The following is a 21,426-nucleotide window of genomic DNA, read 5'->3' as shown; positions in this document are numbered from 1 at the left end:
CATATCGGGCAACGGTAGCAACAAGAGGTGTGAGGGGGCACAACTAATCGTTGCACAACAAAACGGGGCCCGATGCATTCGCACCGGACCCCGTCCCAACTCTTTAATTATCTAGCAACCAAGAGGCTACTCCTCAGAGTCGTCCTCTCCAGAAGCTTTCTTCTGCTGATCGAGCTTATGCTTACCACTTACGATAGACGTAGCGCCCAGCGTGGCCAAGCTCGCGCTGGCAAGGCTCGCCATCACAATCAGATCGCCCGTCTTGGGCATATTGCCGCCAGATGACTTGGTTGTGGTGGTCGTAGTGGTCACCGTTTTGGAGTCATTTTGCTCCTGGACCTGGTTGTCGGTGTTGCCCTTACCGCCGTCCTCGCCCTGCTGCTTTCCGTCCTCGGTCTTGTCCTTGTTCTCGTCCTTCTTCTGAGCGGATTTGTCGCCCTTCTCATCAGAGCTAGGACCCTTATCGGATTCAGCCTTCTCGGAAGCCTTGTCCTTGGAGTCGCCCTTTGCGGCCTCGGTCTTTTCCGTGGAAACCTGATCAGAGTTGTCCTTGTTCTGAGTCGAGCCATTATTGACGCCAGCCATCAGCGAAGAGCCCAGCGTAGAACCAAGCTGCACGGAGAAAGAAGGCTTCTTGTCCGGCGAAGCAACGGGAGCGTCCGGCGCCTTATTCGAGTCGTCCTTGGAATCATCGGAATCAGGGACTGCGTCAGAGCCGGAGCCGTTGTTAGAGCCGGTGTCAACGAACGAATCGCTCGAGCTGGTGGATGAGTTAGAGGTGTCAGCGTCGGTCGAACCAGAAGCGTCGCTGTCCGTATTGCCGGCAGAGCTTGAAGACGAATCGCCCGCAGCAGAGCCGTTCGAATTGGAGCCGTTCGAGGTAGAGCCGTCGTTGGTAGTGCCACCAGCAGAGCCATTACCGTCAGCATCGGTCGGGGGCGCATCCATCCTGTCATCGTTGGCATCGTCACTCGAGTCGTCATTCGAATCAGGTGTCGGCGAGGGCGCCGGTGTGGGCTCGGGCTGCACGGGCGTCGCAGCGGCTGCCTCGTCCTCGGCGATATAAGCCAAGCAGTCCTTCAGCTCATTCTTATAACGATTCTTCCAGCCCTCATGATACTGGGGCTGGCTCGAATACTTGGTCGCCACGTTATTGACCACGCTGTTGGAGAGCGCCGTCACAAACTCGCGGTCGGACATATCATTGGAAAGATTCGCCCAGCGGAAAAAGTCCCTGCAGCCACCGGTGCCGCACATGTTGGTAATGCTCCACACCATGCCCTTGACGCAATCGGCGCGGCCCGAAATATCAATACCCAGGCCGCTCTTGAGCCACGCCTCGGTCACCGCATAGTACGAGTTGTACGCATACGCATCTTGAAGTGCTGAGAACTCAACAGGATCGGTGTTGTACGCACCTTGGAAGGCATCCTGCGCGATATGGCCCAGCTCGGTGAGCTGGCCGTTCTCGTACATGACATTACTCGTGTTGGAAATCTCGCTGCCGCGATCAATCGCATCCTTGAGCATGCTGTATTTTTCGGGGTTGTAGTTGTAGGCCTGCTTCATAAACGGAATGAGCGACCAACGACGGTCGAACTGGTAATAACCCAGCGCGTTATAGCCGTCACCGTACGAAAAGCCCTGGTTGTAGTTGCCATGGCTCTCGTACTTGGTAAAGTACTTCATCTCGGGAGTCACGTTGACAAACGAAACGCCCTGGACCGACCTCAGTACGCCCGAGAAGGACTGCTGGGTGTAGAGACCCTTATCGATATCGGTGGCATCCGAGGCAACGCCCGGCGTGGGCTCCTCGGCAGCGGCGGGCGCGGGCGCGGTAACGGCGCCAAACGAAAGCGCCAGCGTCAGGCCCGCGACAATAGCAGAATGCTTGGGCTGCATAAGATCCTCCCTGCATTGGTGTAGTTAAAGTGCAGTTTGCAAAGATAGAATCAGTATTGCAGCTCGTCCGTTGTTGCACAACAACCCCTCGGTAAACGGCAACAACCTTCCGCGAAATCTTAAGGAATTAAACAAACTGGTCGTCGGGCGCCATCAGAAGCTCGCCGTATCGCTCCATCAGCCCGTCCCTCAACTGACAGAAAGCGGGGATATAGACGTTCAAGATGCGCTGAATCAAATCTTGAGCGAGCTTGTTGTCGTAGATATGGACGTTCGTATTGCGGTCTCTGAGCATGTCTAGCCAGGCCGCCTCATCAATAAAGTCGTAGAATCGGTACGACTCCTTCAAGATGGCACGAGGAGACCCCGACGCGGCAAGCGTGGCGCCCTCATACTCGAGCAGACGCTTAAGGAGCTTCCAGCTCAGTTCAAATTGAAGATTGAACTTATTAATTAATCCACTCTGAACAAAATCATTGTTGAGATCCTGATTGGGCGCATCCTCAAGATTCGCCAAGGCGCTAACAAAGTTCTCATATTTTTTCATACAGAATCACACCATCCCTGGCAATCTCATCGAGCAATTGCTGCGATAGGGACTCGTCGAGATTGACGACATCTACATCTAAAAGAGTATCAAGATGTTCCTCGATCAAATATGAGAAACGGCCGAAATCCCGGCAACCTGCTACGGCGATGTCAATATCGCTCTTGGGCAAGTTGTCGCCTCGAGCACGAGAACCAAACAACACGACCTTCTCGGCGTCACATTCCCGAGCAAAAACTTCGATTTGCTTGTACACCTTGTCGAGAGATGTCATTTGCAGCCCTTACAGCTTAATGTCAAAGTTGATCTCGGGAACGGCGGCTAGGTCGGCCAACGTCACGCCGTCGACGTATTTTTCGATCACGTCGTCCAGACCGCGCCAGAACTTGACGGTCGAGCACAAATCGCTGCGGGTGCAGCTGTTGTCGATGCCGTCGCACGCCACGGGCGCCGTGCTGCCCTCGACGGCGCGCAGGATGTCACCCGCACGTACCTCGGAGGGATCCTTGGCCATCATGTAGCCGCCGCCCTTGCCGCGCACGCTCTTAAGCAGGCCAGCCTTCATAAGCGGACGAACCAGCTGCTCCAAATACTTTTGCGAGATATGCTCGCGGTCGGCAACCTCGCGCAGGGCAATCTTGCCCTCGGCGTCGCCGAGCGCCGCGATATAGATCATCAGCCGGAGGGCATAGCGGCCCTTGGAAGAAATGAGCATACCTACCCTCCCATCGTTGCTGGGACAAAATACCAGGAGTGTTTGTCCCAAATCTTATGCACGCGGGGCAAACAAACCTGATTATTATGTCCCACATCTAAAAAGTCGAGTGGATTAGTCGGGTTTTCCCTTGACTAACGCCGAACCCATAGTAACTTTATTCCGAGAAGATTCCTAGGGTTTAGTACACCTATGAGTACACCATATACAGAGAGGGACAGCATGAGCGCAAATCCGCTGCTTTCCATCGAAGGTCTGACCGCCTCCGTGGACGAGAAGACCATCCTCCACAACGTCAACCTCAACGTCGCCGCCGGCGAGACCCACGTGCTGATGGGACCCAACGGCGCCGGCAAGTCCACCCTCGGCCACCTGGTCATGGGCGACCCCGTCTACACGGTCAACGACGGCCGCATCGTCTTTGACGGCCAGGACATCACCGAGCTCACCACCGACAAGCGTTCGCGCGCCGGCCTGTTCCTGAGCTTCCAGGCCCCGGTCGAGATTCCGGGCGTGCCACTGTCGAGCTTTTTGCGCGCCAGCATCGCCGGCCGCCCCGGCCTGGAGATGAAGGGCAAGGAGTTCCGCCGCCGCGTGAAGGAGCTCGCGGCCGAGCTCAACATGGATACCGCCTACCTCAACCGCGAGCTGGGCGTGGGTTTCTCGGGCGGCGAGAAAAAGAAGGTCGAGATGCTCCAGCTTCTGCTGCTGCAGCCCAAGCTCGCCATCCTGGACGAGACTGACTCCGGCCTGGACGTCGACGCCCTTTCCACCGTCAGTCATGGCATGGACGCCTACCGCAAGAGCTGCGACGGCTCCATGCTCATCATCACGCACAACACGCGCATCCTGGAGCACCTGGATGTCGACCGCGTCCACGTTATGGTCAAGGGCCACATCGTGCGCGAGGACGACGCCTCGCTGATCCCCTGGATCGACAAGAACGGCTTTGAGACCTTCGAGCGCGAGGCCGCCGAGCAGCGCGCCCAGGCCGAGGCCGCCGCTGCCGAGCAGCAGGCGTAAAGGGGCGACGCAATGACCAAGAACCGCACCGAGGTCGCGGACATCGACCGCAGCCTCTACGACTTCACCTATGGCGAGGAGGGATTTGAGCGCCTCGACGCCGGCATCACGCCCGACATCGTGCGCGAGATCAGCGCCAAGAAGGACGAGCCGCAGTGGATGCTCGACCTGCGCTTAAAGTCCCTCGAGATCTTTAATCGTTTTCCCGACCCGACGTGGGGCCCCTCCATCGAGGGCCTGGACATGGATAACATCGTCACCTATGTCAAGCCCAACACCGACCAAAAGCACGACTGGGAGTCGGTGCCCGACGACATCAAGAGCACCTTTGAGCGCCTGGGCATCCCCGAGGCCGAGCGCAGCTATCTGGCAGGCGTCGGCGCGCAGTACGACTCCGAGCTCGTCTACCACAACATGCAGGACACGGCGTCTAAGATGGGCATCGTCTACTCCGGCATCGAGGAGGCCCTGCACGACCCGCAGTGGGAACCGCTCATCCACGAGAAGTTTATGACGCTCATCCCGCCCACCGACCACAAGTTTGCGGCCCTGCACGGCGCCGTATGGTCGGGCGGCTCGTTTGTCTACGTGCCCAAGGGCACCAAGCTCGACTTCCCGCTGCAGAGTTACTTCCGTCTTAACGCCAAGGGCGCCGGCCAGTTTGAGCACACGCTCATCATCGTCGAGGACGATGCCGACCTGCACTTCATTGAGGGTTGCTCCGCGCCCAAGTACAACGTGGCCAACCTCCACGCCGGCGCCGTCGAGCTCTTTGTGGGCAAGCGTGCGCACCTGCGCTACTCTACCATCGAGAATTGGTCCAAGAACATGTACAACCTCAACACCAAGCGTGCGCGCGTGGACGAGGACGGCGACATCGAGTGGATCAGCGGCTCCTTCGGTAGCCACGTGGGCTACCTCTACCCCATGAGCGTGCTCAGCGGACGCCGCGCCCGCTCGAGCTTTACCGGCATTACCTTTGCCGGCGCCGGCCAGAACCTGGATACCGGCTGCAAGGTCGTGCTCAACGCGCCCGATACTTCGGCAACCGTCGAGACCAAGGGCATCTCCAAGAGCGGCGGCATCCAGACCTTCCGCAGCTCCATCGTGGCCACGCCCAAGGCCGAGGGTTCCAAGGCAACCGTGAGCTGCCAGTCGCTCATGCTCGACGACCAGAGCCGCTCCGACACCATCCCCGCCATGGACATCCGCGCCAAGAATGTCGACATCGGCCACGAGGCCACCATCGGCCGTATCGGCGACGATAAGGTGTTCTACCTGATGAGCCGCGGTATCTCGGAGGAAGAAGCCCGTACCATGATCGTCAACGGCTTTGCCAACCCGGTCTCCAAGGAGCTACCGCTGGAGTACGCCGTCGAGATGAACAACCTGATCAAGCTCGAGATGGAAGGAGCGATCGGATAATGAAACAGACCACGAACACCGCTGCTACCACCCTTGAGCAGGTCAATGCGATGCCGGCTGCCACATGGGGCTGGCTGAAGATGAACCAGACCAAGCTCGAGCTCTCTGACGAGCTTGCCGCCGCTCCCGCCGAGACCGTTAAGGTTGAGGGCTTGGACGAGCAATTTGCTGGCGTGGCAGACGCGTTCGACGCCGCCATGGACGCCATGGCCGAGCGCTTCCCCGAGCGCCGCGCCTCCGCGCCCGGCGATGCCGCCGACCGCGCCCGCATCACGCCCGAGACCGAGCTCGACGTGCCCGCCACCTCCGTCTACCAGGCCGGTGCCATTAAGCTGGAGGAGGAGCTCTCCCCCGCTGAGGCCTTCGAGACTGGCATGGGCGAGGCTGCCTACACCTACCTGGCCGACCACGCCACCAAGCGCGTCGTCATCGATGTGCCCGCATACAAGCACGCCACGGTTACCGTGCGTGTGAGCGGTGTCGATGCCGCCGCGGCCATCGCCGCCATCGACGTCGTCGTCCGTCCCCAGTCGACGCTCGACCTGCAGATCGCCCTGGACTCCCCCGTTGCCGGCGAGGGCGTCGTGGGATCCGTGCTGCGCGTGTGCGCCCACGAGTACGCCACCGTCAACGTGGCCTGCACGCAGACGCTCGACGATAGCTGGATCGCACTCGACGATACCGGCCTGTTCCTGGACGAGGGCGCGCGCGTCAACGTGCAACACACCGTCCTGGGTGCCGGCGCCAGCGCCACCGGCCTTGCCGGCGACCTGCTGGGCGATACCGCCAAGGTCACCATCGATACTGACTACCTTGGCGCCCGTGAGCAGGTGCGCGACTTTAACTACGAGCTGCGCCACCGCGGTCGCAAGACCGAGTGCGAGATCGACGCCAACGGCGTGCTGACCGGCACGTCCAAGAAGGTCTACCGTGGCACCATCGACCTCGTGCACGGCTGCAAGGGTGCAACCGGCACCGAGCGCGAGACGGTGCTTTTGGCCAACAAGGGCGTCGACAACAAGACCATTCCCGTCATTCTCTGCGACGAGGACGACGTCGCCGGCAACCACGGCGCCACCATCGGTCACGTCCGCGACGAGCAGCTGTTCTACCTCGCCTGCCGCGGTCTTGACCAAAACGCCGCCGAGGACCTGTTCATCCGCGCCAAGCTGGAGGACGCCGCGCTTTCCGCCACCGACGAGCGCACCCGCGCCGGCATCGTCCGCCTGGGCAACAACCTGATCGACAACTTTGAAGAGGAGCTCGCATGATCGACACCGAACACGTTAAATGCGACACCTGTACCGCACCGGAGCCTATGGAGCTCGACGCCAGCGACGAGGCCTCGCGCGGCTGGCCTACCGTCGACATCGAGACCAATCCCTACAAGGCGCAATTCCCGCTTTTCCAGCAGCACCCCGAGATCGCCTTCCTCGATAGCGCCGCCACCGCGCAGCGCCCCGCCTGCGTGCTTGACGCCGAACGCGACTTCTACCAGCGCATGAACGCCAACCCCCTGCGCGGCCTGTACTCGCTGTCCGTCGAGGCAACCGACGCCATCGCGAAGGTCCGCCAGCAGATCGCCGACCTCATCGGCGCCTCACAGGCCAACGAGGTCGTCTTCACCCGCAACACGAGCGAGTCGCTCAACCTGGTCGCCAAGAGCTTTGCGCCCACAGTGCTCAAACCGGGCGACGAGGTCGTCATCACCATCATGGAGCACCACTCCAACCTGATTCCGTGGCAGCAGGTCTGCCGCGAGACCGGCGCCAAGCTCGTCTACCTCTACCCCACCAAGACCGGCCAGCTCACCACCGAGGAGGTTCTTGCCAAGGTGGGTCCCAAGACCAAAATTCTGGCCGTGGGTCAGGTTTCTAACGTGCTGGGCGTCGAGAACCCGGTCAAGAACCTCGGCAAACTCGTGCACAAGTACGGCGGCTACCTGGTCGTCGACGGTGCGCAGTCGCTGCCGCACATGCCGGTCGATGTGGCCGACCTGGGCGCCGACTTCTTTGCCTTTAGCGCGCACAAGGCCATGGGCCCCATGGGCATCGGCGTGCTGTGGGGCAAGATGGACCTGCTCAACGCCATGCCGCCCATGCTCACCGGCGGCGAGATGATCGATTCGGTCACCGAGCAGGACGCCGTCTGGGCGCCCGTCCCCGAGAAGTTCGAGGCCGGCACGCAGGACGCCGCCGGCATATTCGCCACGGGTGCGGCACTCGACTACCTCGTCAACACGGTTGGCTACGAAAACATCCAGGCACGCGAGCAGGCACTCGTCCACTACCTGATGGGCGAACTCATGCAGCTCGACTTTGTCCAGATCATCGGCTCCATCTACTGGGACAACCATCACGGCGTCGTCAGCTTTAACGTCAAGGGTATCCACCCGCACGACGTCGCGAGCATCATGGACATGGACGGCGTGTGCATCCGTGCCGGTCACCACTGCGCGCAGCCGCTGCTTACCTGGCTGGGCGTCGAGAACCTCGCCTGCTGCCGCGCCAGCGTGGCCTTCTACAACGACAAGGCCGACATCGATAAGTTCATCGCCGGCCTGCATCACGTTTGGAGCACGTTCAATGGGTAATCTGTACACCTCCACCACGTTTATGGAGCACAACTCGCACCCCGACTACAAGTACGAGATGGATGCCCCCACGCACGAGCACGACGGCATCAACCCCAGCTGTGGCGACGAGCTCACCTTGCAGCTGCGCGTCGAGAACGGTGTGATCGAGGAGGCCTCCTTTACCGGTCATGGCTGCGCCATCAGCCAGGCCAGCGCCGACATCATGGCCGACCTCATCACCGGCGAGACCGTCGAGAAAGCTCACCGCCTGGCAGAGCTCTTCCTCGCCATGATCCGCGGCGAGCAGCTCTCCGAGGAAGATCTGGAAGACCTGGACGAAGCCGCCCAGCTCCAGGACATCTCGCACATGCCCGCCCGCGTCAAATGCGCCGAGCTCGCCTGGCGCACCCTCGACGGCATGCTCACGGGACAAAATAATCAGTAGTATTTGTCCCAAATCTTAAGAATTTTGTTGGCCGAATCGCTTGACTAAGAGTGGTTCGGCCATTTTCTATTCCGAGAGCTCGGCCTGTGCCTTCACCCGCGCATAAGCGTGCACGATACGAGAGACGGTACTTTTGCCAATCCCGGTATACCGCTCAATCTGGCGCACCGTAAAACCGGCATCGTGCAATCCAAAAATAACGGTATCGCGCTGCGCCGGCGGTGCGACTTTAACCCCACGAAGCGGAACCCCTAGCTCCTTCGCCAACTTGTTGGCAAAGGCGTGGCGTTCCCACTCCGTCTCTTTCATATCGCACAGAGCTGGCTCACTGCCGTCGGGCGTCGAAAGCGAATAGGCAATAAAGCCCTCGGCAGAGCCAAAAAGCTCAAGCACGCAAGAAGGATCAGAAAATCCCCTCACGACATCGGCCGCGTCACCGTCGTAAGCGCACAAATGCTCCGCAAAGCTACTCCAGGGATAACGCTCGATTAGGCTAACGCCCGCCTCCTGCGGATCGGCGTGTACGGAGCGAATAGCCTCCATCACCTGCCAGTCGGTATCGAGCGAGCGCCGGTCAAAACGGTTCTGGAACAGATGCCCTGTGCGCCCCGTGCGTTTATTGAACCGCCGCGCGTACGTCAAAAGCAACCGGTGCATCGCCGCGCTCATCCTGTCCTCGTAATCTGTAAGCACCAAATGCACGTGATTGCCCATAAGGCACCAGGCGATAACCGTCACACCCTCCTCGCAGCAGCACTCGCGCATCAGCTCCAAAAACTCCCACCGGTCTTCATCGCCCTCAAAGATGAGCTGCTTGCCCGTACCGCGGGCACAGACATGGTAAAAGCCGGTAACCGTTTTCCAAACGCGCTGCATGGCGCTCCCTTCGCCGGGATCTGCTTGCCATCCAATACAGCACGATTGAAGCGTGCCATCAAAACATTCACGCAAAACAATACACTCGCGCGGCCAAAGGCAGTAATCAGGCGGCGAACGGCACCGTTGCAACAGGTCAACCCCTGTAACGCTTACAAGAGCTGACCAAAAGCTTGCCCAAGAAGGACCCCCTCTACGGAAGTTCACGACCACATAACATAGGGTTAAACCGTTTCAATTAAAACTTCCGGACTTCTCGCTACGAAAACTGAGCCGTTCGCCGAATATTCCGTGCATTTCGCGGTATTATAGGGGCTGCATGTCATGTCCCTTTCGAAGGGTCGCCCGGCAATCGCCAGCCACGACCCCCAGACGGGACGCCAACACGATAGAGAGGAGAGGCATGCAGTACTCACAGGAAGTGGAGAACATGTGCCCCGTTGCCAAGGGTGCATACCACGGCCCCGCACCCATCCCCGAGGAGGGCAAGTGGGTCCAGGCTAAGGAGATTTCCGACATCTCCGGTCTTACGCACGGTGTGGGTTGGTGCGCACCTCAGCAGGGCGCCTGCAAGCTCACGCTGAACGTCAAGGACGGCATCATCGAGGAGGCCCTCGTTGAGACCATCGGCTGCTCGGGCATGACCCACTCTGCCGCCATGGCTTCCGAGATCCTTCCCGGTAAGACCATCCTCGAGGCCCTCAACACCGACCTCGTCTGCGACGCCATCAACGTTGCTATGCGCGAGATCTTCCTGCAGATCGTTTACGGCCGCAGCCAGACCGCGTTCTCCGAGGGCGGCCTGCCCGTGGGCGCCTCCCTCGACGACCTCGGCAAGGGCCTTCGCTCCCAGGTCGGCACCATGTTCGGCACCAAGGCCAAGGGCGCTCGTTACCTCGAGCTCGCTCAGGGCTACGTCACCCGCATGGCTCTCAACGACAAGAACGAGATCATCGCATTCGAGTTCCTGAACCTCGGCAAGTTCACCGACGCCGTCAAGGCCGGCAAGACCCCCGAGGAGGCCATCGCTGGCGCTATGGGCCACTATGGTCAGTGGGAGAACGCTGCCAAGTACATCGACCCGCGCACCGACGAGGAGACTCACTCCGTCGCCAGCGTGTTCCCGGTTCACGAGTAGAAAGGGAGGGAAATAACTATGACTGTTACGTTCGAAGGTTACGAGCGCCGCGCTGACAAGATCAACAAGTGCCTCGCCGACAACGGCATCGCCTCCCTCGAGGAAGCTCTGCAGATCTGCACCGACAAGGGCTTCAACCCGCGTGAGATCGTCAACAACACCCAGTCCATCGCCTTCCAGAACGCCGAGTGGGCCTACACCCTCGGTTGCGCTCTCGCTGTCAAGCGTGGCGCCAAGTCCGCTTCTGAGGCTGCCGCCATCATCGGCGAGGGCATCCAGGCCTTCACCGTTCCCGGCTCCGTCGCCGAGGACCGCAAGGTCGGTCTGGGCCACGGCAACCTGGGCGCTATGCTGCTCTCCGACGACACCGAGTGCTTCGCCTTCCTGGCCGGTCACGAGTCCTTCGCTGCCGCTGAGGGCGCTATCGGCCTGGCTCTGAACGCCAACAAGGCTCGTAAGAAGCCGCTGCGCGTCATCCTCAACGGTCTGGGCAAGGACGCTGCTCAGATCATCGCCCGCATCAACGGCTTCACCTATGTGAAGACCCAGTTCGACTACTTCACGGGCGAGCTCAAGGTCGTCGAGACCATCCCCTACTCCGATGGTCCCCGCGCCGCCGTCAACTGCTACGGCGCCGACGACGTCCGCGAGGGCGTTGCCATCATGTGGCACGAGAACGTCGACATCTCGATCACCGGTAACTCCACCAACCCCACGCGCTTCCAGCACCCCGTCGCTGGCACCTACAAGAAGGAGCGCCTCGAGGCTGGCAAGAAGTACTTCTCCGTCGCTTCTGGTGGCGGCACTGGCCGTACCCTGCACCCGGACAACATGGGCGCCGGCCCTGCCTCTTACGGCATGACCGACACCATGGGCCGCATGCACTCCGACGCCCAGTTCGCCGGTTCTTCCTCCGTGCCTGCGCACGTCGACATGATGGGTCTCATCGGCATGGGCAACAACCCCATGGTCGGTGCCACCGTCGCCTGCGCTGTCGCCGTCGAGGAGGCCCTCAAGGCCTAATCGCGCCCGCGCGATGCTCATATAGCTGAGCTTTGGAGCCGCTACCCACCCGGGTAGCGGCTCTTTTTGTTTGCGCTGTCGCAGGGTAGCTAATGTCGATATATCAGCTGGGGCGAAATACGAGATGTGAAGAGATGGAGCGCCAGAGCGTCCATGACGCCCACCTGCCATATTTGCCCTTTACCGATTTGCCGGGTCTTTGCGGCCCCATTGCCGATCACCCGTGCGACAATGCGCCGGACGAGAAAGGAATCCGATGGAATCGACTGATGTACTGGTAATTGGATCTGGCATTGCGGGCCTTTGCGCCGCCATCGAAGCGGCACGCACGGGCGCAACCGTCACCGTGGCAAACGCCGGCAAGACTATGAGTGGATCGAGCTTCTTCCCCGGAACCTGGGGCCTGGGGCTTATCGGACCCGTTAACGAAGACGACGAACAAGACCTCATCGACACCATTCAGACCGTTGGTGGCGGCGTCGCCGACCCCGAGCTTGTCCAGACGTTTGTCCACGGCATTCCCCATGCAATTGAATGGCTCGAGCAAGACCTGGGCGTTGAGCTTCAGCGTCCGCAAAGCGCCGAGAGTGCTCAGCAAAAGCAGTTTATCCCCTGCTTTGACCACAAGACGCGCATGTGGCGCGGCCTCACCCGCAAGCCCCTTGAGGACGCTCTGACGACCTGGATCGAGTCGCTCGGCATTCGCCTGCTCCCCCGCCATGAGCTTATTGACCTTGTTGAGGACACGAACGGCAGAATAACCGGAACCGTACTCTACGACCTCACCGAAAATCGAATCGTGCCCTTTGCTGCCAAGGCCACGATCATCGCAGCCGGTGGCACAGGCGGCCTGTTCGAGCGCAGCCTTACGTCGGCTGATGTGCTCAGCTCCTCGCAGGCCATCGCGCTGGCGCACGGCGCAACACTTACTAATATAGAGTTCATGCAGATGATGCCCGGCTTCATCGAGCCCAAGCGCAACCTGGTCTTCAACGAGAAAACCTGGCGCTACGTACATGTAGACCAGCCGGTAGATATTGCCGACGACAAGCTGGACGACCTGCTCGAGCAGCGCTCTGGATATGGTCCCTTCACGTCATGCTTGGCCTCCCGCGCTATCGATCTCGTCATCGATCAGGCAGGTGCCGAAGGCCTGGCACTCCACTACGACTTCCCCCGCGAGGATGTCCCAGAGTTTGTGCAGACCTTTGCCACCTGGCTGCAAGACGAGCACGGCATCGCCCCGACTGACGAGATGCGCGTTGCGATGTATGCCCACGCCGCTAACGGCGGCATCAAGATCGATAAGACCGCGCACACGGGCGTTGAGGGCCTCTACGCTTGCGGCGAGGCGACAGGCGGCATGCACGGTGCCGACCGCATTGGTGGCTTGTCAAGCGCCAACGGCATCGTGTTCGGACGCATCGCGGGCGCATCGGCAGCCCTTGCAGCGCAGAAAGAGCCTGAGACAGCCCTGAAGGCGGATATCGCCCTCCCCCACTACGGCATTGCCACAACAGATGCCGAACGCCTGACACACGGCCTTAAGCACACGATGAGCACCTATTGCATGATCAACCGAACCGAGACGGGCCTATCCGAGGCTCTGCAACAGCTTGAAAGCCTGCAAGACAAGGCCATGGCGCTGAGCAAGCCGCATGCCGATGACAGCGAGATCGCAGCCCTCGCCCGCCTACAGTCGCAGATTCGACTAGCACAGGAAATGGTCAAAGCCATGCGCAAGCGAACTGAAAGCTTAGGTTCGCACTATCGAGCAGACTAAATCGATTCTCACTTTGAGTTTGATCACAACTTCTCAACATGCATCGAGCCCCGTAAGCATGATTCCCCTAAGGAGAACACGCCTACGGGGCTTTAGCCGTGTTTCCCTAAGGGAATCACGGTGCAGATTACTCAGCTCCGTGCCCTTTCGGGTTCGCCCCATGCGTGGTCAACAAAAAACGACCAGCCTGAGCCAGTCGCTTTAACAATCTTTGGGTGGGCCGTCAGGGGGTCGAACCCTGGACCTTGGGATTAAGAGTCCCCTGCTCTACCAACTGAGCTAACGACCCAAAGCTAAAGTCCGTTATGGCGGACTTTAGAGGAGATATCGTGTGGTGGGCCGTCAGGGGGTCGAACCCTGGACCTTGGGATTAAGAGTCCCCTGCTCTACCAACTGAGCTAACGACCCGATATCAACACGAAGCAAGAACTGGGGTGGGTAAAGGGACTCGAACCCTCGACCTACGGGACCACAACCCGTCGCTCTAGCCAACTGAGCTACACCCACCGTGTCCTGTGCGCTTCGCGCTCGACTATTATTGCAAGGAACGCCACGCGATGCAAGCCCCAATTTTCAAGAATTTTGAAAAGAGTTTTTCGAGACCATTTCGAGCAAATCCCACCGGTTTCATAGGAGTAAACTTGCCCCACTGCAAATCCTCGAAAGGACCGTCATGAAAGAACTCTCCAACCGCACGGCAAGATTTACCGATTCGGTCATCCGCCGCATGACACGCATCTCCAATAAGTACGGCGCTGTCAATCTCTCGCAGGGCTTCCCCGACTTCGATCCCCCGGCGCAGCTGCTCGATAGCCTCAGCGCCATCGCCAGCGACCCCAAGCCGCTCTATCACCAGTACTCCATCACCTGGGGCTCCCAGGCCATGCGCGAGGCGCTCGCCGCCAAACAGGAGCACTTTATGGGCATGCCGGTGAACCCCAACGAGAATATCGTAGTCACCTGCGGCTCCACCGAGGCCATGATGGCCGCCATGATGACGGTCACGAACCCCGGCGACAAGGTCGTCATCTTCTCGCCGTTCTATGAGAACTACGGCGCCGACACGATCCTTTCGGGTGCCGAGCCCATCTACGTGCCGCTCAACCCGCCTGCGTTCGACTTTGACCGTGAGGTGCTTGAGGCGGCCTTCCGCGACAACGATCCCAAGGCGATCGTCCTGTGCAACCCGTCCAACCCCTGTGGCAAGGTCTTTACGCGCGAGGAGCTCACCTTTATCGCCGACCTCTGCAAAAAGTACGACGCCTACTGCATCACCGACGAGGTATACGAGCACATCGTCTACGCGCCCCACGAGCACGTCTATATGGCCACGCTGCCCGGCATGTTCGAACGAACCATCAGTTGCAGCTCGCTGTCCAAGACGTACTCCATCACCGGCTGGCGCCTGGGGTACACCATCGCCCCTGCCGAAATCACCGAGCGCATCAAGAAGGTCCACGACTTCCTCACCGTGGGTGCCGCCGCTCCCCTGCAGGAAGCCGTCGTCACCGCCCTCAACTTCGACGACAGCTATTACGATGAGGTCCTTGACCACTATACCGCCAAGCGCGACCTGTTCTGCCAGGGGCTCGACAGTCTCGGTCTTGAGCACAACGTGCCGCAGGGCGCCTACTATGTGATGATGGATATCTCGGAGTTTGGCTACGACAGCGACCTCGAGTTCTGCGAGGACCTGGCCTCAAAGGTGGGCGTGGGCGCCGTGCCCGGCTCGAGCTTCTTCCGCGAGCCCGTCAACCATCTGATCCGTTTCCACTTTGCCAAGCGTGACGAGACGCTCAACGCGGCGCTGGAGAACCTCAAATCGCTACGTGATAAAATCAAGCCGCGCGGGTAAGGACGGCCCGGCAACTAAAGCAACCAAAGAAGCCCCGCACCGCCGAGTTGCGGGGCTTCTTTTTATAGCGCTTTCTTAAATGGTTTAGCGCACTATACTTTAGTCACGGAGCAACTCGTCCCAGAGAGGAATACTATGGCAGAGCAGCAGCTTATCGGAGCGCTCGAGGCCGGCGGCACCAAGATGGTCTGCGCCACGGGCTATGCAGACGGTACGGTCCTGGAACGTGAGCAGATCGCGACCACGACCCCGCAGGAGACCGTTGAGGCCGTCAACGCGTGGTTTGCGAACAAGGGCATCGCCGCGCTCGGAATCGGCGCCTTTGGCCCCACCGCGGTCAACCCCGCCTCACCCCAGTACGGCAAGATCTTGGAGACCCCCAAGACGGCATGGCGCTACTTCGATCTGCTGGGCACCATTCAAAACGAGCTCAATATTCCCTGCGGCTACGACACCGACGTCAACGTCGCCTGCCTGGGCGAGGTCACCTTTGGTTGCGCCCAGGGCCTCACAGACGTGATCTACCTGACCATCGGCACCGGCGTGGGCGCCGGCGTGCTATCGGGCGGCAAGCTCGTACACGGCATGATGCATCCCGAGGCCGGCCATATCCTGGTCACGCGCGACCCGCGCGACACCATCGGCGAGCATAGCGCCTGCCCCTTCCACGACAACTGCCTCGAGGGCCTCATCGCAGGCCCCGGCATTAAAAAGCGCTGGAATGGCAAGAGTGCCGGAGACATGGCCGATGACCCGGAGGCCATGGACCTGCTCGCCGGCTATCTGGCACAGGCGCTCATGACCTACACGCTGTGCTACGCGCCGCAAAAGATCATCATCGGCGGCGGCGTGGCCGACCACGCCCCCATCGTGCCGCTCGCGCGCAAAAAGTGCGCCGAGATGCTCAACAGCTACATCGTCACGCCCGAGGTCAACGATATCGACACCTACATTGTCAACAACAGCCTCGAGGGCAAGCAGGGCATCATGGGCTGCCTGGCCCTGGGCGCACAGGCGCTTCAGTAGCAGACGCACCCACAGGGCGTGGCGCGCTCGGCAAATCCAACCTACGGAACGACGCCACCACGCCCCATATAAGCCCTCAAATAAAAAAGGCCGCCTAGGACCAAACAATACGTCCTAGGCGGCCTTTTTGGCGTACATCAGCGACCGTAAGAGATATCGGAGCACAACGCCCGTTGCCGCTCCACAGCAGTCGATCATCACATCGGTGATCATGCCGGCGCGGCCCGGCACAAAGAGCTGAATCGTCTCGTCGATCGAGGGAATCAGCAGCAGGAACACCGCCGTGGGCAGCAGCACGTCAAAGGTGCGCCGGCCCTCAAAATCAAAGGCGTGCGTTGCCAGAATGCCGAGCACCATATACTCGGTAAAATGCGCGCACTTGCGAACAACAAAGTTGGTCACCCATTCATATGGAAGTCCCACGCCGTGCAGGAAACAGCGGATAGCTTCCATGACCGTTAGGCTCAGCGAGCCCGACCCCGAGCCGGGAACCAGCGAATTGCCCCAGATCAAGAGCGCCATCAGGCAGGTCGCGACCGCCCATTTTCGATTGATCTTAACCATGCAGAAGTTATGCCTCCGCGCGGAGCGGCGCGAAGCTGGCGGTACCGCCCTCGATAACGCTCAGATAGGCACGGCCCGTCCGCTTGGCGGTAGAGGACTGCAGGCGCTCAATCTCTTCCTCGAGGATCTGATTGACGCGCTCGTGACGACGATTTTCCATAATGCCGGCGGCAATAGCCTCGGCCCGCTCGATGCTCTCGCGTGAGATACGGGCGGTATCCTCGGGGAACACAGCGCTGTGACGGCCGACATAGGCGGGGGCAGCAGGCTGAGGGGCAGCGACGGGAGCGGGGGCTGCAACAGGAGCGGGCTCGTCAATCTCATCCAGAATCGCGGTGGCGGCGGCCCACATGTCCTCGTGGCCCGAGTAATCGGCCATGGGGACATCAACCTCGAGCGAGGCGTCCGGAAGGTCGCCGGTATCGATGCGATCTTGGGCTTCAATAGATGCGGTGATGGCTGCAGGCTCATCGAGGTCATCGAGATCGATGTCCGCGGCACCGGAGATGATAGGCATGCTGGCGAGGTTTGCATTGTACGGCGCAGCCTCAGCCGCCTGCTGCTGGGCAGGAGCGCCCCAAAGCGAGCTCTCGGCGGCACGGCGGGCGGCAACGGCCTCCTCGTCCGCGGTCATGGCTTCATCAATGTACGAATTATCGGCAAAAGCGTTCGCGTCCGCCGAGGTAGCGTTGTAGGCGTTATTGACTGCCGCGTTGGCAACGAGTGCCACGAAAGCCGCCGTGCTGCCCGCAGGGGCGGCCTGGGAGCCCGACACGGCACGCGCCGCGGCGGCGATGTCGTCGCGATTGAGGGAGCCGGTCTGCCCGCCGTTGGTGAGCTCGTCGATGGCGACTTGATAGACGTCGCGCGAGCGTGCAGGGTCGCAGCTCACCGGCGAATCGTCGTCGAGCATACTGTCGATCATGGACCAAGCCTCGGCCTCGTCCATAGCATCTGCGGCTCGAGCGATGGTAGGAACACCATCATCGGCATGACGGCGCTGGAACGCACCGGTCAGGCCGGAAAGGAATGCCGAGGTAGACTGCTCCGACTGAGTCTGAGAAGCAGAAGCCGCAGTGTAAGGAGTCGCATCCTGCTGCTGGGCTGGAATCGAGGCGGTCTTGAACTCGCTTTGATGCTGATTGAGATTGGCGGCACCGCCCATGGCATCGGGCTGGAACAGACGCTCTTCACGCTGCGCACGGTACTCGGAGATACCCAGCGAAGCGGCATAGATACCCACGCCCGCCACCGCGCCCACGGCGAAGGGAACCGCACCCGCCACGACCGTCTCATTCACCGACGAAAACGGCAGCGTCGCGGCATACATAACCACGGGAGCGGCAAGGCCGATCCCGCACGAAAGTCCGGCAAGGACTGCTCGTTGTGTTGCATCAGAAGAAGCCATGAGCTCTCCCCATCTTCCAGCACCCAAATCGCATCATTCAGTTGGCTGCGCGAGAGAAGATGAAGCGGGGCTATGCCCCAAAGCAACGGTATATGGTTCGTTTCATCTGCGTTTTCCGTCGCGAAGCTTAAAAGCTATTATGCGAAACCGCCCAGTCTATTGCAAGCGACGATGTCGGATTGAAACGGGAAACCTGCTGCTTGCCAGTCTTATGGTCAAAAAAGCGCGGAGCGGCTATATAGAAAAGGGCCGAGGCTCAAAGCCCCGACCCTTTATTGCATTGATGACTATCGCTGCGTGTAGATGACAACCTAGAACGTCTGCTCGTAGTCGCTGTGTTTTTTGGCCGAACGCACCAGGAACTCCTGGTTGGTGTTGGTGCCCTTAAGACCCTTGATAAACGACGCAGCTGCGCGCTCGGTGTTGTTCATGCCGGCAAGAATGCGACGCAGGCCAAAGACAAACGGACGCATCTGCTCGTCAACCAACAGGTCCTCGTTACGCGTACCGGAGGCAACGGGGTCGATAGCCGGGAAGATGCGGCGGTCGGCCAGGTCGCGGTCGAGCTTGAGCTCCATGTTGCCGGTGCCCTTGAACTCCTCAAAGATGACCTCGTCCATCTTGGAGCCGGTGTCGATGAGGGCAGAGGCCAGGATGGTGAGCGAGCCACCGTTCTCGATATTGCGGGCTGCGCCCAGGAAGCGCTTGGGCGGATACAGTGCCGCCGAATCGACGCCGCCTGAAAGGATGCGGCCTGAGGCGGGCGCCGCCAAGTTGTAGGCGCGGGCAAGACGCGTGATGGAGTCGAGCACCACCACGACATCGCCGCCCAGCTCCACGATGCGCTTGGCGCGCTCGATGACGAGCTCTGCCACACGAGTGTGGTTGTCGGCGGGCATATCGAAGGTCGACGCCACAACCTCGCCCTTGATGGAACGCTGCATATCGGTAACCTCTTCGGGGCGCTCGTCGACGAGCAGGCAGATGAGGTGCACCTCGGGGTTGTTAATCGAGATAGACTGGCAGATCTTCTTGAGGATTGTGGTCTTGCCGGCCTTGGGCGGGGACACGATCAAGCCACGCTGACCCTTGCCGATCGGCGACACGATGTCGATGGCGCGACCGGTAATGGAGTCCTTGCCATGCTCCATGCGCAGCGGCTCGTTGGGATAGACCGGGGTGAGGTCACCGAACTTGGGGCGGTTGCGAATCTGCTCGGGGTCTAGACCGTTGACGGTCGTGATTTTGGCGAGGCCGGCGCGCTTGTCGCCGCCGCGCGAAGGACGAAGCGAGCCCTCGATGACGTCGCCCGTGCGCAGACGCGCAGAGCGGATGAGGTAGGCGGGCACGAAGGCGTCGTCGTTGGACTTCATGTAGCCATGGGCATGGATGATACCGGAACTGTCCGGACGAATCTGCAGGATGCCCTTGATGTCGCGGAAGCCCTCGGCCTTCGCGGCGGTGACGTAGATCTCCTCGACGAGCTCGGCTTTCTTCTTGCCGGTCGTCTCAATCTCGAACTCCTTGGCCTTCTCGCGCAGCTCGGCGACCTTCATGGCCGCGAGCTCCTCGCGCGAAAGCGTGGGCTCGGTGGGAGCGGCATTACGCTCCTTGTTGCGCTGCTTGCGATCGCGCTGGCGGTTGCGGCGGTCGTTGTTGCGCTCGTCCTTGCGCTCGTTGCGCTCGTCGTTGCGCTTGTGCTGGCGACGGTTGGGGCGAGCGCCGTCTTCGGCCTCGGCGGGCGCGGCGCCATCGGTTGCGGCGGCATCGGCGTTAGCCGCAGTATCATCGCTGGCCTCGGCCTTGGAATCGCCCTGCAGCTCGGCCTCGGCCCGCTGCTCGGACGCCTTGGCCTTAGCGGACTTCTTACGACCGCGCTTGGGCTTCTCAGACGCAGGCTGTTCGACGTCCTGGGGCTCGGCGGCATCAGTCGATGCATCGACGGTCGTCTCGGCGGAATCCCCGGACGCACCCTTCTTGGCAGCCTTGGCCTTGGACGTGCGCTTAGCAGCAGTACGATGGCTGCGACCAGGACGGACATCGGCGAGCTCGACATCGGCGGGAGCGGCCTCGGAAGTCGTAGCATCCTGGACGGGTGCATCGGCAGCGGTTGCAGACTCGGCGGTCGCCGCAGCATCCCGAGCGGCTGCAGCTGCGGCTGCGGCCTTCTCTGCCTCGACGAAGGCCTTGGGCTTGCGACCGCGACGGTGCGGGCGCAAAGCCGGATCGACAACGGGAACTTCGCTGGCCTCGACAGGCGCAGCGGGCTCAGTTGGCGATGCGCCCTCCCCTGCCGCGGAACGGACCGAAGCCTCAGTGAGCTCGGGGGTTACCTGTTCAGCAACCTGCTCGGCCTTAGCAGCCGTGCGACGGCGTGTGCGCGGTGCCGGCTTCTCGGTCGGTTGGTCGGCGGCAGGGGTCTCGGGCACAGACGGGGCTGCAAACTCGGTCAGAGCCGCGGCCTCGCGCTCGGCAGCACGACGGCGGGCGCGCACCACCTGAGCCTCGCTAATCTGCGCCAACGCACGTGCCTGCGCGACCTCATCGGAAATCGGCGCCGAGGAGTCAGCTGCAACGGTGCGCTTGGCGCGCGTCGTGCGCGTGGTACGGCGCTTGGGCTTGGTGACCTCCTCGCCGTCAGCAGCAGGCTTGGTCGTGCGGCGCGTACGCTTGGGCTTTGCCGGAGCAGCCTCCTCACCAGTTGCAGGCACGGCCTTCTCAGCCGCTGCAGGCGTAGGCGTCGAAGCAGCCTTAGGCGTCTCAGGAGCCGAGGCTTGCGCGGGCGCCGCGACCTGGTCCGACGCAACCGGTGCAGCGGGAGCGGTCTGCGTCGTCGTTATTTCGTTTTCTTGCTGTTGATCAGACACAGTGTTTGCTCAACTTTCTTTTCAAGCCCTGTGATCACATGCTCCCTGCATAAACCTTCAGGGCGGCTAAACAGTCTAGCTCCGTCAAATACCGACGGACATCATTGATCTGTATCGAGATATTTGCGTCATATACGCAGCGTTAGTGTAACACAACCGCCGCCACCTGCAACTTAGTCATTGGGTGTTCCTATAGTTTTGTCAACCGTCGGGGCTACTCCCGGTAGGGCACCCGGTCGCGCATCACGGCGTAT

18 protein-coding genes and 3 tRNA genes are annotated in these 21,426 nt (G+C 60.8%); 10 read left to right on the top strand and 11 right to left on the bottom strand.

What is annotated here, in order from left to right:
- Positions 1 to 126 precede the first annotated feature (126 nt).
- From GPK39_RS02265 to GPK39_RS02250, 4 genes are all read right to left on the bottom strand, one after another.
- Entirely contained in the window at positions 127 to 1,902 is a 1,776-nt protein-coding gene (locus GPK39_RS02265) for a VgrG-related protein (RefSeq protein ID WP_215673614.1), read from the bottom strand.
- Between the two features lie 127 nt (positions 1,903 to 2,029).
- Positions 2,030 to 2,449, bottom strand: a complete 420-nt coding sequence (locus GPK39_RS02260; protein WP_055286557.1) for an HI0074 family nucleotidyltransferase substrate-binding subunit — start codon at positions 2,447 to 2,449, stop codon at positions 2,030 to 2,032.
- On the bottom strand, positions 2,436 to 2,723 hold the full coding sequence (locus GPK39_RS02255; RefSeq protein WP_215673613.1) for a nucleotidyltransferase family protein: 288 nt from the start codon (positions 2,721 to 2,723) through the stop codon (positions 2,436 to 2,438). The genes GPK39_RS02260 and GPK39_RS02255 overlap by 14 nt, the downstream gene beginning before the upstream one ends.
- A gap of 9 nt (positions 2,724 to 2,732) precedes the next feature.
- Positions 2,733 to 3,164 carry an RrF2 family transcriptional regulator gene (locus GPK39_RS02250; RefSeq protein WP_152067620.1) on the bottom strand — a complete coding sequence of 144 codons (432 nt, stop codon included), beginning with the start codon at positions 3,162 to 3,164 and terminating at the stop codon, positions 2,733 to 2,735.
- Between the two features lie 222 nt (positions 3,165 to 3,386).
- On the opposite strand from GPK39_RS02250, the gene sufC reads away from it, so the two are divergent.
- The 5 genes from sufC to sufU are packed head-to-tail and all read left to right on the top strand — an operon-like array spanning position 3,387 to position 8,632.
- Positions 3,387 to 4,187, top strand: coding sequence for a Fe-S cluster assembly ATPase SufC (gene sufC, locus GPK39_RS02245; protein WP_006235561.1), 801 nt, complete (start codon positions 3,387 to 3,389; stop codon positions 4,185 to 4,187).
- A gap of 12 nt (positions 4,188 to 4,199) precedes the next feature.
- Entirely contained in the window at positions 4,200 to 5,612 is a 1,413-nt protein-coding gene (gene sufB / locus GPK39_RS02240) for a Fe-S cluster assembly protein SufB (protein WP_138112781.1), read from the top strand.
- Positions 5,612 to 6,883 (top strand): SufB/SufD family protein, encoded by a 1,272-nt coding sequence (locus GPK39_RS02235; protein WP_215673612.1) that lies wholly within the window; start codon positions 5,612 to 5,614, stop codon positions 6,881 to 6,883. Before sufB ends, GPK39_RS02235 begins: the two co-directional genes overlap by 1 nt.
- Positions 6,880 to 8,205, top strand: a complete 1,326-nt coding sequence (locus tag GPK39_RS02230) for an aminotransferase class V-fold PLP-dependent enzyme (protein ID WP_215673611.1) — start codon at positions 6,880 to 6,882, stop codon at positions 8,203 to 8,205. Before GPK39_RS02235 ends, GPK39_RS02230 begins: the two co-directional genes overlap by 4 nt.
- The gene (gene sufU, locus GPK39_RS02225) at positions 8,198 to 8,632 is read left to right on the top strand and encodes a Fe-S cluster assembly sulfur transfer protein SufU (RefSeq protein ID WP_215673610.1); all 435 of its coding nucleotides are present in this window, start codon (positions 8,198 to 8,200) and stop codon (positions 8,630 to 8,632) included. The genes GPK39_RS02230 and sufU overlap by 8 nt, the downstream gene beginning before the upstream one ends.
- Positions 8,633 to 8,698: 66 nt before the next feature.
- Here the strand turns inward: sufU and GPK39_RS02220 are convergent, their stop codons facing one another.
- Entirely contained in the window at positions 8,699 to 9,508 is an 810-nt protein-coding gene (locus tag GPK39_RS02220; protein ID WP_215673609.1) for a transposase, read from the bottom strand.
- Positions 9,509 to 9,911: 403 nt separating this feature from the next.
- On the opposite strand from GPK39_RS02220, the gene GPK39_RS02215 reads away from it, so the two are divergent.
- The 3 genes from GPK39_RS02215 to GPK39_RS02205 all read left to right on the top strand — a co-directional run bounded on the left by GPK39_RS02215 (position 9,912) and on the right by GPK39_RS02205 (position 13,452).
- Complete coding sequence (locus tag GPK39_RS02215; RefSeq protein WP_006235554.1) at positions 9,912 to 10,646, top strand: iron-sulfur cluster assembly scaffold protein; 735 nt, start codon at positions 9,912 to 9,914, stop codon at positions 10,644 to 10,646.
- Between the two features lie 18 nt (positions 10,647 to 10,664).
- Complete coding sequence (locus tag GPK39_RS02210) at positions 10,665 to 11,669, top strand: GGGtGRT protein (protein ID WP_006235553.1); 1,005 nt, start codon at positions 10,665 to 10,667, stop codon at positions 11,667 to 11,669.
- Between the two features lie 256 nt (positions 11,670 to 11,925).
- A complete protein-coding gene (locus GPK39_RS02205; RefSeq protein ID WP_215673608.1) occupies positions 11,926 to 13,452 on the top strand; it encodes an FAD-dependent oxidoreductase in 1,527 nt (508 codons plus the stop codon).
- Between the two features lie 216 nt (positions 13,453 to 13,668).
- Here GPK39_RS02205 and GPK39_RS02200 read toward each other — a convergent pair.
- The 3 genes from GPK39_RS02200 to GPK39_RS02190 form a co-directional block, all read right to left on the bottom strand.
- Positions 13,669 to 13,741: transfer RNA gene (locus tag GPK39_RS02200), tRNA-Lys, on the bottom strand.
- A gap of 43 nt (positions 13,742 to 13,784) precedes the next feature.
- Positions 13,785 to 13,860, bottom strand: a tRNA-Lys gene (locus GPK39_RS02195).
- A 22-nt stretch (positions 13,861 to 13,882) separates the two neighbouring features.
- Positions 13,883 to 13,959: transfer RNA gene (locus tag GPK39_RS02190), tRNA-His, on the bottom strand.
- 166 nt (positions 13,960 to 14,125) lie between these two features.
- Here GPK39_RS02190 and GPK39_RS02185 point away from each other — a divergent pair.
- Complete coding sequence (locus tag GPK39_RS02185; protein WP_215673607.1) at positions 14,126 to 15,307, top strand: pyridoxal phosphate-dependent aminotransferase; 1,182 nt, start codon at positions 14,126 to 14,128, stop codon at positions 15,305 to 15,307.
- A gap of 135 nt (positions 15,308 to 15,442) precedes the next feature.
- Entirely contained in the window at positions 15,443 to 16,333 is an 891-nt protein-coding gene (locus GPK39_RS02180; protein WP_215673606.1) for an ROK family protein, read from the top strand.
- A 114-nt stretch (positions 16,334 to 16,447) separates the two neighbouring features.
- Here GPK39_RS02180 and GPK39_RS02175 read toward each other — a convergent pair whose 3' ends face one another.
- From GPK39_RS02175 to rho, 3 genes are all read right to left on the bottom strand, one after another.
- Positions 16,448 to 16,897: a VanZ family protein gene (locus GPK39_RS02175; protein ID WP_215673605.1), complete on the bottom strand. Its 450-nt coding sequence runs from the start codon at positions 16,895 to 16,897 to the stop codon at positions 16,448 to 16,450.
- 7 nt (positions 16,898 to 16,904) lie between these two features.
- Positions 16,905 to 18,305, bottom strand: a complete 1,401-nt coding sequence (locus tag GPK39_RS02170) for a hypothetical protein (protein ID WP_215673604.1) — start codon at positions 18,303 to 18,305, stop codon at positions 16,905 to 16,907.
- Positions 18,306 to 18,616: 311 nt separating this feature from the next.
- Positions 18,617 to 21,172 carry a transcription termination factor Rho gene (gene rho, locus GPK39_RS02165; RefSeq protein WP_338404376.1) on the bottom strand — a complete coding sequence of 852 codons (2,556 nt, stop codon included), beginning with the start codon at positions 21,170 to 21,172 and terminating at the stop codon, positions 18,617 to 18,619.
- Between the last annotated feature and the right edge of the window lie 254 nt (positions 21,173 to 21,426).

This window comes from Collinsella aerofaciens, from assembly GCF_018785245.1.
In the GTDB taxonomy this organism is placed as follows: domain Bacteria; phylum Actinomycetota; class Coriobacteriia; order Coriobacteriales; family Coriobacteriaceae; genus Collinsella; species Collinsella aerofaciens_AD.
The sequence above is the reverse complement of the archived record's forward strand: the minus strand, read 5'-3'. Positions and strand labels throughout refer to the sequence as shown.

Excerpts from the sequence above, each read along its gene's own strand:
- GPK39_RS02265 (WP_215673614.1), bottom strand. The coding sequence starts at position 1,902 with ATGCAGCCCAAGCATTCTGCTATTGTCGCGGGCCTGACGCTGGCGCTT.
- GPK39_RS02260 (WP_055286557.1), bottom strand. The coding sequence starts at position 2,449 with ATGAAAAAATATGAGAACTTTGTTAGCGCCTTGGCGAATCTTGAGGAT.
- GPK39_RS02255 (WP_215673613.1), bottom strand. The coding sequence starts at position 2,723 with ATGACATCTCTCGACAAGGTGTACAAGCAAATCGAAGTTTTTGCTCGG.
- GPK39_RS02250 (WP_152067620.1), bottom strand. The coding sequence starts at position 3,164 with ATGCTCATTTCTTCCAAGGGCCGCTATGCCCTCCGGCTGATGATCTAT.
- sufC (WP_006235561.1), top strand. The coding sequence starts at position 3,387 with ATGAGCGCAAATCCGCTGCTTTCCATCGAAGGTCTGACCGCCTCCGTG.
- sufB (WP_138112781.1), top strand. The coding sequence starts at position 4,200 with ATGACCAAGAACCGCACCGAGGTCGCGGACATCGACCGCAGCCTCTAC.
- GPK39_RS02235 (WP_215673612.1), top strand. The coding sequence starts at position 5,612 with ATGAAACAGACCACGAACACCGCTGCTACCACCCTTGAGCAGGTCAAT.
- GPK39_RS02230 (WP_215673611.1), top strand. The coding sequence starts at position 6,880 with ATGATCGACACCGAACACGTTAAATGCGACACCTGTACCGCACCGGAG.
- sufU (WP_215673610.1), top strand. The coding sequence starts at position 8,198 with ATGGGTAATCTGTACACCTCCACCACGTTTATGGAGCACAACTCGCAC.
- GPK39_RS02220 (WP_215673609.1), bottom strand. The coding sequence starts at position 9,508 with ATGCAGCGCGTTTGGAAAACGGTTACCGGCTTTTACCATGTCTGTGCC.
- GPK39_RS02215 (WP_006235554.1), top strand. The coding sequence starts at position 9,912 with ATGCAGTACTCACAGGAAGTGGAGAACATGTGCCCCGTTGCCAAGGGT.
- GPK39_RS02210 (WP_006235553.1), top strand. The coding sequence starts at position 10,665 with ATGACTGTTACGTTCGAAGGTTACGAGCGCCGCGCTGACAAGATCAAC.
- GPK39_RS02205 (WP_215673608.1), top strand. The coding sequence starts at position 11,926 with ATGGAATCGACTGATGTACTGGTAATTGGATCTGGCATTGCGGGCCTT.
- GPK39_RS02185 (WP_215673607.1), top strand. The coding sequence starts at position 14,126 with ATGAAAGAACTCTCCAACCGCACGGCAAGATTTACCGATTCGGTCATC.
- GPK39_RS02180 (WP_215673606.1), top strand. The coding sequence starts at position 15,443 with ATGGCAGAGCAGCAGCTTATCGGAGCGCTCGAGGCCGGCGGCACCAAG.
- GPK39_RS02175 (WP_215673605.1), bottom strand. The coding sequence starts at position 16,897 with ATGGTTAAGATCAATCGAAAATGGGCGGTCGCGACCTGCCTGATGGCG.
- GPK39_RS02170 (WP_215673604.1), bottom strand. The coding sequence starts at position 18,305 with ATGGCTTCTTCTGATGCAACACAACGAGCAGTCCTTGCCGGACTTTCG.